Origin of the sequence: Lentzea sp. (genome assembly GCF_035525475.1) — a bacterium.
Classification (GTDB): Bacteria; Actinomycetota; Actinomycetes; order Mycobacteriales; family Pseudonocardiaceae; genus Lentzea.
The window spans coordinates 26,398-41,321 of the sequence record NZ_DATLEC010000208.1 but is presented as its reverse complement, the minus strand read 5'-3'; the positions used below and the strand labels follow the sequence as shown (position 1 = coordinate 41,321).

The following is a 14,924-nucleotide window of genomic DNA, read 5'->3' as shown; positions in this document are numbered from 1 at the left end:
ATGAGCAACACCGTGGTCCTGGACGTGGACGGCACGCTGGTCGACACCAACTACCACCACACGGTGGCGTGGCTGCGAGCATTCCGCAGCCACGACATCACCGTGCCGGGATGGCGGCTGCACCGCTCGATGGGCATGGGCGGCGACAAGCTGGTCGCCGCGGTGGCCGGGGACACCGTCGAGCGCGCGCACGGTGACGACCTGCGGGCGGCTTGGGAGCGGTACTTCGACGAGATGCTGGACGAGATCCAGCCGATCGAGGGGGCGCACCGGCTGATTCGCGCGGCCACCGATCTCGGGCTGGCCGTGGTGCTGGCCAGTTCGGGGAAGCGCAAGCACGTGGAGCACTACCTGAAGCTGCTCGATCCCGGGGACATCGCCTGGACTTCTTCCGACGACGTGGATGCCAGCAAGCCTGAGCCCGATCTGATCCAGGTGGCTTTGCGGCAGGCCGGTGCCTCGCGTGCTGTTGTCGTCGGGGATTCGGTGTGGGACTGCGAGGCTGCTGGGCGGGCCGGGTTGCCGTCCGTCGCGGTGTTGACCGGTGGGTTCGGCGAGGACGAGCTGGTTGATCGCGGGGCTTCGGCTGTGTACCCGGATTTGGACCGGTTGCGGGCCGAGTTGAAGGATCTGCCGTTTGCCGCGGTTGGGGCGTTGGGATCCTGATCTTGGAGCCGATTGGGGCACACCGCTACCCAGCGGTTCACAAGGCTGTCCGGCTCGCTTCGCATCGCCATTGGGGGCACCACGCGTCGCGAGACCGAGCGGCGGCCTCGTTGTCACCGCCCGGCTGAGCAGATGGCCGGCCATGGCGTCGGCTCACACTCCGAACAGCGTGTGCAGTTCGCCCAGCGGGTCGGCGGCGGTGAGCGCGCGGGCGCCGTCGGGGAGCAGTTGCAGAGGGCCGGAGTGGGTGCGCGCCGCCAGCAGCGACCGTTCCCAGATCAGGACGATCTGGACGATGACCGCTTGGTGGGCGTGGTACGCGTCGCTGCCCTTGGGCTTGCCGAAGCGGCGGTTGATCTCCTTGTCCAGCACGTTCCGCGCTCGCTCGCGACCCAGTCCGCCCGCTGAGTCTGCGGTTGAAATGCCGCGACGTCTCGCGGCGCGCGTGTCAGACCTGCTGAGTACGTTGGGTCGCGGGGGGTCCTCAACACCAGGGGACGCCTGCGTCAGCCTGCCTGCCCACCCGGGCTGCTAGGGCTGGGGAACCTGCGACGGAGTAGTCGCCTGCGACGACTTCTTGTTCTTCTTCTCCTTGCTCGCCGTCGTCGACTCCTCGGGCGGCACGACGGTGTCATCGGCCGGAGTTCCCGCGGTCGTCGTCGCGGCACCCGAAGGCACAATTGCTCCTGGCTGCGGTATTGCTCCTGGCTGCGGTGCTCCGGGGGCGTCAGGCGTGCCCGACGGGCCTGGGGCGCCGGGCGTGTGCACCACGGTCACCGTGGACGCGGAGACGGTGACCACCTGGGTGTGCGGGTCCGGCACCTTCTGGTCGGCTGCGGGTGCTTCGTTGCCGCCTCCGCCGAAGTTCGCCACCGCCACGGCCACCGCGGTGACCGCTGCGGCCGCCGCGCCTATGGCCAGGCGCTTGCCCCGGCGGGGTTGGGGGAGTTCCGGGGCTGTGACCGCCGCGTCCGGCAGCAGGGCCGGCAGGCCTCGGCTCGCCTCGAAGGCGGCGTCCAGGGAGCGGGCGCACTGGGCGGCTGTCGGGCGGCGGGAGGCGTCCATGTCCGTCATCGCGGACAGCAGGGACACCCAGGCCGGTGGCAGGTCCACCGGGATGCGCGGGGGGCGGGCCAGGCGCGCCAGGGCCGCTTCCGCGTCGCCGCCGGGGTATTCCGTGCGGCCCGTCAGGCATTCCAGCAGGACCAGGCCCAGCGAGTAGATGTCGGCGGCCGGGCCCACGTCCGAGCCCCTGACCTGTTCCGGCGACAGGTAGCCGGCGGTGCCGACCAGGACGCCGGAGGTGGTCACCCTGGTGACCTCGGCGACCAGTGCCAGGCCGAAGTCCGCCAGGTAGGCCTGCTTCTCGGTGTCGTCGAGGAGGATGTTGGACGGCTTGATGTCGCGGTGCACGACGCCCAGACCGTGCACGTGGTCCAGGACCGCGGCGATCTGGCCGCCGATCCTCGCCACGAAGCGGGGTGGCAGGGGCTCGCGCATGCGCTGGCGGAGGGTGCCGCCGGTGATCTCGCGCATCACGAAGTACGGGCGGCGGGAGATCGTGCCGGCCTCGTAGACCGGGATGATGCCGGGGCAGTCCAGTGACGCGAGCATGGTGGCCTCGCGTTGCAGGCGCAGCTCGTCGTCCGGGAGGCCGGGGCCCGAGAAGACCTTGATGGCGACGGACGTCGTGGTCGCGCGGTCGTACGCCCGGTAGACCTCCGCCATGCCGCCGGACCCGAGGAGTGACCCGATCACGAAGCGGTCGTGGATCACCGCACCGGTCAGGTCGCCGTCCCAGGGTTCGCTCATGGGCCTCCGCTCGTCGCGCAGAAACCTAACCGGTCACCCCGAACGAGTGCCACCCGGTACGGCTCCGAGATCACACCACGATGAGCCCCGCCTCGATCTCCCTGACGGTGGCCTCGTCGCGTTCCAGCTGTTCAGCGTCGGTGGTGGCCAGCACCACGTGTCCCAGCGACGTCCGCAGGTCGTCGGTCCTGGGCACCATCGACCCCTCCCGGTACGGCAGGACGTCGCGCTGGTAACTGGGCAAAAGTGAGGCAAGCTCGTCAAAGCGGACCGAGTTCGCGAGCTCACCGGCAGCGGGTGACGAGAGGTACACCGACCTCACGTGCTGGTGCCGCTCGTACCGGCCGACGGCCTTCGAGCCGTCCGCGTGGTGGCGCACCGTCCTCGTGATCTGGTTCTCGCCCGTGCCGAGCAACGTCAGCTCCTGCTGCTCGGCGCCGGCCAGCCGCGCGGCGATCTCGATCAGGCGCGGGCCGTCGGGGGTCATCACCACCTCGACGTGCGCGGGGCCGTTGCGCACTCCGGTCGCGTCGAGCACCTGGCCCACGTAGCCGAAGAGCGCGTCGACCACCGGCTCGGACGGCGAGACGAGCGTGTTCGAGCGGAAGATGCCGAGCCCGTCGTCGCGGCCCTCCTTGGCGCACCGCCAGACCGCCACGAGACCGTGCTCGCCGTCGATCGAGTAGGTGTCGACCTCGTACTCCGTGCCGACCGCGAGCTCGCGGACGAGCACCTTGTCGTTGCGGAAGCTGGTCCTGTTGACGACGAGGATCCGGTTGAAGCTGGTGCGCCAGTCGTCGCCGGGCATCGCCACGAACACGTCGTCCATGTCGCCGCTGTGCTGCGGCTTCAGCACGACCGGCGAGTTCTCGAGGCCCTCGCGCCGCAGCCAGGCCGCCACCTCGTCGGGGCACTCCGAGCTGACCTGGCGCAGGTGCGGCACCCCGGCGGTGCGCAGCGCCACGTCCCTCTGCCACCTGTCGCGGCGCGCCGACGAGAGCGCCAGGACGTTCGACTGTCCCGGCACGACCAGCTCGGACAACGTCTCGGCCGCCTCCACCCCGGTGGCGGAGCCCGCGACGACGGCGATCGGGTCGTGCACGGCCAGCTTCGCCGCCAGCTCGTCCAGGTCACCGAGGGTGTGCATCTCGTGGTAGTCGTCCGGTTCCCACACCCTGCTGAGCCAGCTGGGCGGCGTCGCGGTCGTCAGCACCGCCACCGCCTCGACGCCACGGGCCGCGAAGGCGGGCGCGATGCCCTTGCCCGCCGAGTGCGGATCCACCACGACAATGCTGCGACCGGACACCGCTGTCCTCCCGATGGTCAAGACCCTGCCGGATGAGTGAGGACAACAGCGGAGGTGTGACCGGCCATTCCTGTCTCGATTGGGCCGAGACGACCGTCACTCGAACCGCAGCCTCGTGCGGACGGGCTCCGTCACCAGAGCGCCCGACGACGCGCGCCAGACCCTGGCCAGGCGCGTGCGCAGGTCGGTGCCGCCGCTCAACGCCTGGGCCACGAACTGCAGCCCGAGCAGCTCCGCGACGATCTGCTCGGCCGCGTGCCGCACGTTCACCTCCGGCAGGAGCTCACCGCGGTCCTTCGCCAGCGTCAGCAGCTCGCGCACCACCGACACCCAGCCGATCACCTGCGCGGCCGCCACGACGTCGAAGAACACCGCCTCCCGCAACAGCTTCGCGCTCACCCGCACGATCAGGTCGGTGTCGAGCCTGCCGACGAACTCGAACGACATCGAGATCAGCGCCTGCACGGGCGACGGTTCGACGGCGAGCTGTTCGTCGCGCAACCGGTGCCACAGCAGCGACTGCTCCTCGACGATCGCGACGCCGAGCGCTTCCTTGGACCGGAAGTGGCAGTACAGCGCGCCTTTCGACACGTCGGCCCGTGCGCACACGGCGGTGAGGCTGGACCTGGCGAAGCCGTCGCGGTCGAACACCTCGGCGGCGGCGCGCAGCAGCCTCTCCCGCGTGTGCGCCGCTTTCCCACGGCCAGAGCTCATGCCGCGGTCCTCGTCACGGCCAGGGTGTCCGGCAGGTGCCAGTACTGCTCGATCTCCCCCAGGTGCACCGAGATCACGGACGCGAACCGGACCTGCACCGGGTCGCCGGTGGCACGGACCCGCCAGCGCGCCGAGCCGATCACCGCCGCGTCTCCCCCGTCGACGACCAGCCGGCGCGCGGACAGCTGCTCCAGCTCGAACGCGGCGAACAGCGTGAGGAACCAGGACTCGACCTCCCTGCGCGTACGCGGGCCGAGCGACCACCTGGCGCCGTTCGGGTCTGGCGCCTCCCACTCCACCGCCGGCGCGCACAGCCGCGCGATGCCCGGCGCGTCCTGGGCCGCGAGCCGCGCCAGGAAAACCTGCACCACTTCGACCGTCGAAAGCATTCTTTCCCACCTTCTCATCCCGGTCATTGCTGCGGCACAACGAACCCGGCGCGATCACACTAGTCAGATGCGCGATAAGCGAGCGCGCACACCCCATTGGACCAGCTTCGTTCCACCGAACAACCGATCAAGTGATTCCGACGGTGGCTGAACTTTCAACGACCGCCGGTATCACCGCAATGCACGGCACGAACAGCGCGGCTTTGAGGCAGGCTGGACGACACACCAGCCATCTCACTGAAACGGAGCAGAACCGTGCTCAAGGCAGCCCCCCAAGCCCGCGAGCACCAGGACGTCCCGCCGATTACCGCCCTGATTCCCAGGGCACGGCGAGAGCAGGGCCTCACGCAGCGCGAACTCGCGGACCTGTTGTGCGAGATCTCACAGAACGACAGCGTCACCCGCGAAGAAGTGTCGAGGTGGGAACGCGGAAAACGCATTCCCGGCCCCTACTGGCGTGCCTGGATCAGCGCGGCGCTCCGCGTGCCGCACGCCGAGGTCGACAGGGCGGCGGTGGTCGAACGGGAGTGTCGCAGGACCAAGGCGGAGACCCACTCCGGCTAGCGGAGCGCGGGCAGACGGCAGGGTCTGCCCGCCCGCGGGAGGGCGGCGCTCGACAACCCCTCGCGAGTGCCGCCCTTCTCGAAAGAAAAACCCCATCGCCGTCAAATTAATCCATTGTCCAGCTTTCCGGGTGCGACACCTCGCACATCTTCACAACCGCGACATCGGACCAACGCAATCCCGGCTTCCGAGTGAATACTTCGTGATGGTGACACCCCCGTTCACCGAAACAGCGGTGCCGCCGGGTCGCCTCAGCTGCACTACAGGCCGAGAACGAGATCCCGATCACAAGCTCGCCGGCTCCGCCAGGACATTCCGGCCCTCGGTGAAATCACCACACCGGCCGGCGCGCGCAAAACACTTCGACGACAGCGGAATTCCTGAGCACGCGGTTGCTATCCCCGTGACAGCTCATCCACAGGCGGCCCACAGGAAACAGCCCCAGTCTTGTCCCCATGACGGACAACCACGACCGCGGCCTCCAGTTCGACCTCGCCACGCTGATCGGGCGCAGGCGGGCCTTGTCGCTGCTCGGCGGGACCGGCCTCACGCTCGTGGCCTGCGCTCCGTCGACCACCCCGACCGCGAGCACGACCGGCACGTCCGCGGTGGACGGCGAACCGCTCGGCGCGATCCCCGAGGAGACCGCCGGCCCGTTCCCCGGCGACGGTTCCCACGGCCCGAACGCGCTCACCCAGAGCGGCATCGTGCGCTCGGACATCCGTTCCAGCTTCGGCTCCTCGACCCGCACGGCCGAGGGCGTCGGACTCACCATCGACCTGACCGTCCAGAGGCAGGAGGGCACGCCGTACGCGGGCGCCGCCGTCTACCTGTGGCACTGCGACATCAACGGCGACTACTCGATGTACTCGGACCGCGTGAAGAACGAGAACTTCCTGCGCGGCGTCCAGGAAGCCGACTCCTCGGGGAAGCTGAGGTTCGTCAGCGTCTTCCCCGGCGCGTACTCGGGACGCTGGCCGCACATCCACTTCGAGGTCTACCCGAGCCTCGCCGAGGCCACCAGGGCGGGCGACAAGATCACGACCTCGCAGCTCGCGTTGCCGGAGACCACGTGCAAGGAGGTCTACGGCACGACCGGGTACACGCAGAGCGTGCAGAACATGGCGCGGACGTCCCTCAAGCAGGACATGGTGTTCCGCGACGGCGTCGACCACCAGATGGCCACGATGTCCGGTGACGCCGCGTCCGGGTACACCGCCTCACTGACCTTCGCCGTGGAGGGCTAGCCACAGTTCCGCACGTACGCCGGGCGAGTCCAGCGACCGGCCGAGCGCCTGCTCGGCCCTGCGCACGCGGTTGCGCACCGTGTGCCGGTGCACGCCCAGTTCGGCCGCCGCCGGGTCCCACGCGCCGTGGTGGGCCAGCCACACCCGCAGCGTGGAACGGGTCTCGGCGTCGAGCGGCCGCAGCACCGCGTCGGCGAAACCGTCCGGCAGCGGCAAATTCCCGGCGAGGTCCTCGAACGTGCGGACGCCCGCCCGGCGCGCCTGACGGGCTTCGCGGTAGCCGCGCGCGACCTGAGTCGCGTCCACTTCGGACGATGCGACACCGTCCACCCCGTTGCCGAGCACGACGAAGTCGCCGTCGTGTTCGGCCCAGAACACGGTGTCCTCCGGCGGTCCGTCGGTGAGGACCACCCGGAACCGGTCCGGCAGGCCGTCGACCGGGAGTCCCGCCAGCAGCATCCGGAACTGGCCTGCGCGGAGCTCCCTCCTGGCCGCGTCCACGGCGTCGTTCCGGGCGAGCGCGAGCACGAGCAACGACGCTGCGGTGTTGACGATGCCGGGATCGGGCCGGGCGGCGCCGACCGCGAGGACTCCCCTGGCGCGGCTGCCGAGGACCTGGAGGACCACGTGCACGCCGTCGAGCTCGAACGCGGCGCTCGCCAGGCCGCCCACGCCCTTCAGGCGGGCGAGCTCGGCCGACAGGTCCGGGACGAGGCGCGCGTTGTGGGCGTGCACGGGCTGACCGGCCTCGTCGAGGAGCACCACCCAGCCGTCGACCCACTGCCCCAGCCTGCGCACCACTCCGCCGACACCGGCCCTGACCGCGGCTCTCGTCAGCGCGCGCTGGGCCTCGCTGGTGCGGGCGAGAGCGGCGTACTCGTCCGCGGCGAGCGCCTTCGACACCGCCTTGCTGATCGCGATGAACGGCACCTCGCGCGGCACCTCGACCAGCCCCAGACCGGTCCTCCCCGCCGCGTCCACCAGCGCGGCGGGCACCACGTCGTGGCCCAGCCCCGTCCCGAAGCCGAGCCCGACCACGCCCGCGCGCACCAGCCGTTCGACGTAGAGCTCCCCCACCTCGGTGAGGCCCGTCGTCAGCAGCAGCTCGCCGCCCTCCAGGAACGGCGTGGGGTCCGCGAGCTCGGTGCCGTGCACCCATCCGACCGGCCTCGACACGTCCCCGGCCAGCACGGGCAGCCCCAGTGACCGGGCGAGGTCGTGCACCGTGATCGGCATGTGCCAGTTTGTACAACTTCCGCACCACAGATGGCCATTTCAGGCAGTGCGCCCCGCGCTGACCAGGACCATGCTGAGAGCATGACCCGATCGCTGCCCAGGAACCGGCTGGTCACCGCGATTCCCGGCCCCAGGTCGCTGGAGCTCCAGGCGCGGCGCGGGGACGCCGTCGCCGCGGGCGTCGGCTCGAGCCTGCCCGTCTACATCGCCTCCGCCGACGACGGCCTGCTGGTCGACGTCGACGGCAACCAGCTCATCGACCTCGGGTCCGGCATCGCCGTCACGGGCGTCGGCAACCCCGCCCCCGCCGTGGCCGAGGCGGTGCACGAGCAGATCGACAGGTTCAGCCACACCTGCTTCATGGTCACGCCGTACGAGAGCTACCTCGAGGTCTGCGAGGAGCTGAACGCCCTCACCCCCGGTGACCACGAGAAGCGGTCGGTGCTGTTCAACTCCGGCGCCGAGGCCGTCGAGAACGCGGTCAAGATCGCCCGGCACGTCACGGGCAGGCAGGCCGTCGTGGTGGTCGACCACGGCTACCACGGCCGCACGAACCTCACGATGGCGCTGACCGCCAAGAACATGCCGTACAAGCACAGGTTCGGCCCGTTCACGCCCGAGGTGTACCGGGTGCCGGCCTCCTACCCGCTGCACGACGGCCTCACCGGTGCCGAGGCGGCCCAGCGCACCATCTCGGCCATCGAGAAGCAGGTCGGCGCCGGCAACACGGCAGCCGTCGTGATCGAGCCGATCCAGGGCGAGGGCGGATTCATCGTTCCCGCGGAGGGTTTCCTGCCCGCGGTCGCGCAGTGGTGCCGTGAGCGCGGTGTGCTGTTCGTGGCCGACGAGATCCAGACGGGCTTCTGCCGCACCGGGTCGTGGTTCGCCTCCGACCACGAGGGCGTGGTGCCGGACCTGGTCACCACCGCCAAGGGCATCGCGGGCGGGCTGCCCCTCGCCGCCGTCACGGGCCGGGCCGAGATCATGGACGCCGTGCACGTCGGCGGGCTCGGCGGCACCTATGGCGGCAACCCGGTGGCGTGCGCGGCGACCCTCGGCGCCATCCGCACCATGCGCGAGCGCGACCTCAACTCCGCCGCACGCCGCGTCGAGCAGACCGTGCTCGGCCGGCTCAGGGCGGTCGCGGAGAAGACCGTCGCGGAGAAGACCGACGTCATCGCCGACATCCGCGGCCGTGGCGCGATGCTCGCGATCGAGTTCACCGAACGCACGCCCGACATCGCCGCCCGCGTCGCGAAGGCGTGCCACGACCGGGGTGTCGTCGTGCTGACGTGCGGCACTTACGGCAACGTGATCCGTCTGCTGCCCCCGCTGGTCATCTCGGACGACCTGCTCGCCGAAGGTCTCGACGTCCTCGAAGGAGCCCTGCTCGCATGATTCCCTTCCACACCACCGAAGACGTCGAGACGGCGGTAGCGAAGGCCGCCGCCGTCGCTCCCGAGCTCGCCGCACTGCCTGCGCACCGCCGTGCCGCCGCGCTGGACCACGTGTCACGACGCCTGTCCGAGCGCGCCGAGGAGTTCGCGCAGGCCATCAACGACGACTCGGGCAAGCCGCTGAAGTGGGCGCGCTCCGAGGTGACCCGTGCGATCTCCACGTTCCGGTGGGCCGCAGAGGAGGCCCGCCGGTTCTCCGGTGAGCTGCAGCGCCTCGACACCGACCCGTCCGCCGAGGGCCGCCTCGCCCTGGTGCGCCGTGTGCCGCGCGGGCCGGTGCTCGGCATCGCGCCGTTCAACTTCCCGCTGAACCTGGTGGCGCACAAGGTGGCTCCCGCGATCGCGGTCGGCGCGCCGATCGTGCTCAAGCCCGCGCCCGCCACCCCGAAGGTCGCCTTCCTGCTGGGCGAGGTGCTGGCGGAGACCGACCTCCCCGACGGCGCCTGGTCGGTGCTGCACCTGTCCAACGAGGACACCGCGAAGCTGGTCGAGGACCCGCGGCTGCCGGTGGTCTCGTTCACCGGGTCGGGCCCGGTCGGCTGGGGCATCAGGGAACGCGTGCCGCGCAAGCACGTGACGCTCGAGCTCGGTGGCAACGCGGCCGCGATCGTCGCTCCCGACTGGCAGGACGTCGAGTTCGCCGCGCAGCGCATCGCCACGTTCGCCATGTACCAGGCGGGCCAGTCGTGCATCTCGGTGCAGCGCGTCTACGTGCACGCCGACGTCTACGACGCGGTCTCGGAAGCCGTTGTGCGGTACGTGAACGAGCTCGACGTGGCGGGTGACGTCGGTCCGTTGATCAACGACGCCGCCGCTGACCGCGTCGAGGCGTGGGTGCGGGAGGCGTCCGCGAAGGTCCTCACCGGTGGCACCCGCGACGGACGCACCTACGCGCCCACCGTGCTGACGGACGTGCCGGAGGACGCGAAGGTCAGCGTCGAGGAGGTGTTCGGCCCGGTCGTGACGCTGAGGAGGGTGGACAGCGTCGAGGAGGCGTTCGACCTCGTCAACGCGTCCCGCTACGGGCTGCAGGCGGGTCTGTTCACGACCGACGTGCGGCTCGCCTTCCGTGCGGCGCAACGGCTCCAGGTCGGCGGCGTGATCGTCGGCGACGTGCCGAGCTACCGCGCGGACCAGATGCCGTACGGCGGTGTGAAGGAGTCCGGCACCGGCCGCGAGGGCCTGCGCGCGGCGATGGAGGACCTCACGGAGCCCCGCGTGCTGGTGCTGACCGGTCTGGATCTCTGAGGATCATCGGACGACTGAGTCCTTCTTGACCTTGACTGCCATGATGCACGCGTGGCCGTCACCATCAGGGATGTCGCTCGCCAGGCTCAGGTCTCCGTCTCGACGGTCTCGCGCGCGCTGAGCGCTCCGGGTCTCGTCAAGGACGCCACCCGGCAACGGGTCCTGGACGTCGTGGCCGGGCTCGGCTACCAGCCGAACCGGGCCGCGCGCAGCCTGATCACCGGCCGCACCGGGAACCTCGGCATCGTGGTGCCCGACCTCACCAACCCGTTCTTCCCGTCCGTGCTGCGGGGAGTGCAGACGCGGGCGGGCGAGGCGGGCACCTCGGTGTTCTTCTGCGACAGCAGGGAAGATCCCGAAACCGAGGCGGAGCTGGTGCGGACGATGGCCGCGCAGGTCGACGGCGTCGTGCTGTGCGCGTCGCTGCTGCCCGACGAGGCGGTCGCCGAGCTCGCGGCCCTGACACCGCTGGTGCTGATCAACCGGATCGTGCCGGGCGTCTCGTCCGTGCTGATGGACAGCGCCTCCGGCATGGAGCAGGTCGTCGCCCACCTGGAGGCGTTGGGCCACGACGACTTCGTCTACCTGGGCGGTCCGGCCGCGGCGTGGTCGAACACCCGGCGGATGCAGGGCCTGCGGGGCCGCGCGCGGCTGCTCGGGTCGTTCGAGCCGAACTTCGGCGGCGGGGTCGCGGCGGCCGAGCAGGCGCTCGAGACCGGCGCGACGGTGTTCATCGCGTACAACGACCTGATGGCGCTGGGAGTGTTGAGCCACCTCGCGGCGCGCGACGTGCAGGTGCCGCGGCAGATCAGCGTGACCGGCTTCGACGACATCCTGTACGCGGCGATGTGCTCACCGGCGCTGACGACCGTCCACATGCCGACCGAGGAAGCCGGCGAGGTCGCCGTCGACCTCCTGGCCGCTCTTCTGGACGGCGGCCCTGCCGACCAACGGGAGCTCCCGACGACGCTCGTGGTGCGTTCCAGCACCGCCGAGGCGCATTCCGCACCGTGAGAAGAGAGGTCGCTCGAGCCGCGAGGGAGTCTCTTCGGGTCACTCCCTCACGCGGCCGATGAGCGGTCGCTAGTCGTAACCGCGAACGTGCCCGTCCTCGTCGGCGAGGATTTCGTACCCGTCCATGCCCTGCTCCTTCCGCCGGTGTCCGACCTCACAAAGCTAGAGGCTCGTCGGCGTCTTGTGGAGTGAATTTCCGCCGCATCCGGTGTAGTCGCGGGTGACTCCCAGGAGTCGCGCGAAGATCGTGGAACTCGTCAACACCTACCGCGAGAAGCAGATTTCCAGCACCGCCCGGACAACCCGCACGGCGGAAATCTTTTCGGATGAGCGGCCGCGAGCGGACGATCGGCGAGGTCGCCACGAACGCACTGGAGAACCGGTGAGCCGAATCGGTGCGTCTGCCGCCCGTCAGCGCATCCCGGACGTCTCCGTGACCGTCCTCAACGCCGCCACCACGGCGGAGAACGGCGGCAGGAACGGCCGGCCGGAGGGCACCTCGCCCAGCCACCGGACCCCACCGCCGTCGATCCGCGACGGCGGCAACGGCACCAGCGTCCCCAGCCGGTGCGTCAGCGCCCCGCGCGCACGCAACCGGATCAGGTTCACCTGGGAGGCCTCGTCTGCCGACTCGGTGAGGAGGAGCCATCGCCCGGGAGACCCCGGCAGCACCACCACCGGACCGCCGAGCATCCGGACGGACAGGTAGTGCCGCACCTCTCCGCCGATCCCCGCCGCCATCTCCACGGCGGACACCTGGTGGTCGGTGGTGAGCAGCAGCCGGTTCTCCGACCGCAGCACGAGCCACCCCCAGTCCGAGTAGCGCTCCAGCGCGCTGGAGAACGTGTCGAGCTGCGGCAGGACCCCGGACGGCAGTACTCCCTTAGGCGAGTTCATCGATCTCACCCTCACTTGTTCCGGTGCGGTGTAACTCCGATCACACGATTTGACTCTTCCCCGCCATGAATCCACTATCGGCCGGCCATCGGCACACTCGAACGGGGCTGGAGAGCGTGACTCACCTGCGGGAACGGCATGTCACCATGATCGCGCTGGGTGGCGTGATCGGTGCGGGGCTCTTCGTCGGGACGGGCGCGGGCATCGCGCTGGCGGGACCGGCGGTGCTTATCTCCTTCGCACTGGCCGGAGCCCTGGCCCTGCTCGTGATGCGCATGCTCGGCGAGATGGCCGCGGAACACCCCAGCGGCGGCGCCTTCTCCGTGCACGCCGAGAAGGCGATCGGTCCGTGGGCCGGTTTCACGGTCGGCTGGGTCTACTGGTCGGCGGTCGGCGTGGTGCTCGCCGTCGAGGCGACAGGAGCCGCCAAGATCGCCTCGGGATGGTTCCCCGCCGTGCCGCAGTGGGCCTGGGTGCTGCTCTTCATGGCCGTGCTCACCGCCGTGAACCTCGCCGACGTCCGCCACTTCGGCGAGTTCGAGTTCTGGTTCGCGGGCCTCAAGGTCGCCGCGATCGTGCTGTTCCTCGCACTCGGCGCCGCGGCCATCGCGGGCGTGCTGCCCGGCGTCGAGTCCCCCGGCCTGACCAACCTGAGCGACTTCCTCCCGCACGGCTGGGGCGGAGTCGTCGCCGGGTTCATGGCGACGGTGTTCGCGTTCGGTGGCCTGGAGGTCGTCACGATCGCCGCCGCAGACGCCGAGGACCCCGCGCGCGCCATCAGGAAGGCGGTCCGCACGTCGATGACGCGGCTGCTCGTCTTCTACCTCGGCTCGATGGTTGTGGTCGTGACCCTGTTGCCGTGGAACGACTCCGAGGTCGGCGCCAGCCCGTACGTGGCGGTGCTGAACAGGATCGGCATCCCGGCGGCCGGGCAGATCATGAACGTCGTCATCTTCGTGGCGCTGCTGAGCGCCATCAACGCCACCCTCTACGGCGCCGCCCGCATGCTCAGCTCGCTCGCCGAACGCGACGAGGCGCCCAAGGCGTTGCTGGGCAGGAAGAACGGCGTCCCGCGCAACGCCGTGCTGGCGTCGACGGCGTTCGGGTTCTTCTCGGTGCTGCTCAACTACCTGTGGCCCGACACCGTCTTCCTGGTGCTGCTCAACGCCGTCGGCTCGGCGCTGCTGATCGTCTGGGCGTTCGTCGCGGTCTCCCAGATCCGCCTGCGCCGCACCACACCCGACCCCGCGGTCCCGATGTGGGGCTTCCCGTACCTGTCCTGGGTCGCGCTGGTGGCGATCGCCGCCGTCGTCGTGCTGATGCTGAGCGACGGGCAGGCCCGCGGGCAGATCCTGTCCACGGGCGTGCTCGTCGGCGTCTTCGCCGTGATCGGGCTCATCCGGTCGCGGTCGCTCAGCCGGTCACGTTCCTGAGCCGGTAGGGCTGGTACGCGCTGTTCGGCTCCAGGCCGTAGGTGAGCGGGCGGTGGTCGGTGCCGAAGCCGCCGCGCTGCTCGTAGGCCAGGTACTCGGAACGGTCGTCCTTCGTCCACTTCTCGAAGATCACGACGTGCCGGAAGTCGGTGCCCGGCTCGTCCACCGCGTCGATCAGGAGGTCGCCAGGAAGCAGGTCGGAAATCGCCACCGGCTCGGTGTAGTCGCTCGAGGCGAGTGCCACGGTGTTCGGTCCGCCCCAGGGATTCTCGTTCCCCAGTTTCGCGGCCATCGACACGAATCCCGAGCAGTCCTGCCGATAACCGTCGGTCCAGTACTCCTGCATGCTGTACGGGACCTGGCTGCCGTTGTTCGCGGTCCGCCACGACTCGGCGCGTTCCAGCAACTCGGCGCGGCTGACCCGCTCGACCTGCACCGCGGTCGCCGCCGGCGCCGTGACGAGCGTCAAGGAGAGAAGAGCGGCGAGGACCGCTGAAATGAACCTCATCATTTCTCCCGTGTCGAGAAGTGCCATTTTCCTGACACCACGGCAACACGACACAGGTTTGAAGTCAAAGGTTTACCGGCGCACGCGCGGGGTAGAACCGGATTTCCCTGACCCGGCCGGGGAATTCAATACCGGAGTGGGTGATCTAGGCAGATCGGCTCTGCGGGGCCAGCAGCTCGGTGATCGAGTCGAGCGAGATGCCGAGCGCTCCGGCGAGAGCGGCGATCGTGAAGAACGACGGCGTGGGAGCACGTCCGGTCTCGATCTTGCGCACGGTCTCCGCGGACAGTCCCGCACGGGCCGCGATCTCGACCATGCTCTCCTCGCCGCGGGCGTCCCGCAGCAACTGGCCGAGCCGTCTGCCGCGCTCCCGTTCCAGCGACGTCAGTGGGATGCGCACCATGGGTGCGGATTCTACGCGAAAACCGCGGGC

Annotated in this window: 16 protein-coding genes; 7 read left to right on the top strand and 9 right to left on the bottom strand. The window is 70.1% G+C overall.

The window, feature by feature from the left end; all coding sequences use genetic code 11:
* Entirely contained in the window at nt 1-666 is a 666-nt protein-coding gene (locus VM306_RS32000) for an HAD family hydrolase (RefSeq protein WP_325521489.1), read from the top strand.
* Nucleotides 667-819: 153 nt separating this feature from the next.
* Here VM306_RS32000 and VM306_RS31995 read toward each other — a convergent pair whose 3' ends face one another.
* From VM306_RS31995 to VM306_RS31975, 5 genes are all read right to left on the bottom strand, one after another.
* Nucleotides 820-1,038 (bottom strand): hypothetical protein, encoded by a 219-nt coding sequence (locus VM306_RS31995; protein ID WP_325521488.1) that lies wholly within the window; start codon nt 1,036-1,038, stop codon nt 820-822.
* Between the two features lie 159 nt (nt 1,039-1,197).
* Nucleotides 1,198-2,478, bottom strand: coding sequence for a serine/threonine-protein kinase (locus tag VM306_RS31990; RefSeq protein ID WP_325521487.1), 1,281 nt, complete (start codon nt 2,476-2,478; stop codon nt 1,198-1,200).
* 70 nt (nt 2,479-2,548) lie between these two features.
* Complete coding sequence (locus VM306_RS31985; RefSeq protein ID WP_325521535.1) at nt 2,549-3,763, bottom strand: ATP-grasp domain-containing protein; 1,215 nt, start codon at nt 3,761-3,763, stop codon at nt 2,549-2,551.
* A gap of 117 nt (nt 3,764-3,880) precedes the next feature.
* A complete protein-coding gene (locus VM306_RS31980; protein WP_325521486.1) occupies nt 3,881-4,498 on the bottom strand; it encodes a ScbR family autoregulator-binding transcription factor in 618 nt (205 codons plus the stop codon).
* Nucleotides 4,495-4,887, bottom strand: coding sequence for a nuclear transport factor 2 family protein (locus tag VM306_RS31975; protein ID WP_325521485.1), 393 nt, complete (start codon nt 4,885-4,887; stop codon nt 4,495-4,497). Before VM306_RS31975 ends, VM306_RS31980 begins: the two co-directional genes overlap by 4 nt.
* Before the next feature lie 255 nt (nt 4,888-5,142).
* On the opposite strand from VM306_RS31975, the gene VM306_RS31970 reads away from it, so the two are divergent.
* Nucleotides 5,143-5,451 carry a helix-turn-helix transcriptional regulator gene (locus tag VM306_RS31970; protein WP_325521484.1) on the top strand — a complete coding sequence of 103 codons (309 nt, stop codon included), beginning with the start codon at nt 5,143-5,145 and terminating at the stop codon, nt 5,449-5,451.
* Between the two features lie 455 nt (nt 5,452-5,906).
* Nucleotides 5,907-6,698 carry an intradiol ring-cleavage dioxygenase gene (locus VM306_RS31965; protein WP_325521483.1) on the top strand — a complete coding sequence of 264 codons (792 nt, stop codon included), beginning with the start codon at nt 5,907-5,909 and terminating at the stop codon, nt 6,696-6,698.
* On the opposite strand, the gene VM306_RS31960 is transcribed toward VM306_RS31965, so the two are convergent.
* On the bottom strand, nt 6,672-7,934 hold the full coding sequence (locus VM306_RS31960) for a PucR family transcriptional regulator (protein ID WP_325521482.1): 1,263 nt from the start codon (nt 7,932-7,934) through the stop codon (nt 6,672-6,674). The two genes, VM306_RS31965 and VM306_RS31960, sit on opposite strands and share 27 nt — an antisense overlap.
* Before the next feature lie 81 nt (nt 7,935-8,015).
* On the opposite strand from VM306_RS31960, the gene gabT reads away from it, so the two are divergent.
* From gabT to VM306_RS31945, 3 genes are read left to right on the top strand one after another with little or no spacing between them, the layout of a single operon-like run.
* Nucleotides 8,016-9,332, top strand: coding sequence for a 4-aminobutyrate--2-oxoglutarate transaminase (gene gabT, locus VM306_RS31955; RefSeq protein WP_325521481.1), 1,317 nt, complete (start codon nt 8,016-8,018; stop codon nt 9,330-9,332).
* The gene (locus VM306_RS31950) at nt 9,227-10,639 is read left to right on the top strand and encodes an aldehyde dehydrogenase family protein (RefSeq protein ID WP_414672472.1); all 1,413 of its coding nucleotides are present in this window, start codon (nt 9,227-9,229) and stop codon (nt 10,637-10,639) included. The genes gabT and VM306_RS31950 overlap by 106 nt, the downstream gene beginning before the upstream one ends.
* 51 nt (nt 10,640-10,690) lie before the next feature.
* Nucleotides 10,691-11,653, top strand: coding sequence for a LacI family DNA-binding transcriptional regulator (locus tag VM306_RS31945; RefSeq protein ID WP_325521480.1), 963 nt, complete (start codon nt 10,691-10,693; stop codon nt 11,651-11,653).
* A gap of 411 nt (nt 11,654-12,064) precedes the next feature.
* Here VM306_RS31945 and VM306_RS31940 read toward each other — a convergent pair whose 3' ends face one another.
* The gene (locus tag VM306_RS31940; protein ID WP_325521479.1) at nt 12,065-12,550 is read right to left on the bottom strand and encodes a hypothetical protein; all 486 of its coding nucleotides are present in this window, start codon (nt 12,548-12,550) and stop codon (nt 12,065-12,067) included.
* A 116-nt stretch (nt 12,551-12,666) separates the two neighbouring features.
* Between VM306_RS31940 and VM306_RS31935 the strand changes: the two genes are divergently transcribed.
* Nucleotides 12,667-13,983: an amino acid permease gene (locus VM306_RS31935; RefSeq protein WP_325521478.1), complete on the top strand. Its 1,317-nt coding sequence runs from the start codon at nt 12,667-12,669 to the stop codon at nt 13,981-13,983.
* On the opposite strand, the gene VM306_RS31930 is transcribed toward VM306_RS31935, so the two are convergent.
* Together VM306_RS31930 and VM306_RS31925 are read right to left on the bottom strand one after the other, a co-directional pair.
* A complete protein-coding gene (locus VM306_RS31930) occupies nt 13,964-14,491 on the bottom strand; it encodes a hypothetical protein (protein WP_325521477.1) in 528 nt (175 codons plus the stop codon). The two genes, VM306_RS31935 and VM306_RS31930, sit on opposite strands and share 20 nt — an antisense overlap.
* Nucleotides 14,492-14,636: 145 nt before the next feature.
* On the bottom strand, nt 14,637-14,894 hold the full coding sequence (locus VM306_RS31925; protein WP_325521476.1) for a helix-turn-helix domain-containing protein: 258 nt from the start codon (nt 14,892-14,894) through the stop codon (nt 14,637-14,639).
* Between the last annotated feature and the right edge of the window lie 30 nt (nt 14,895-14,924).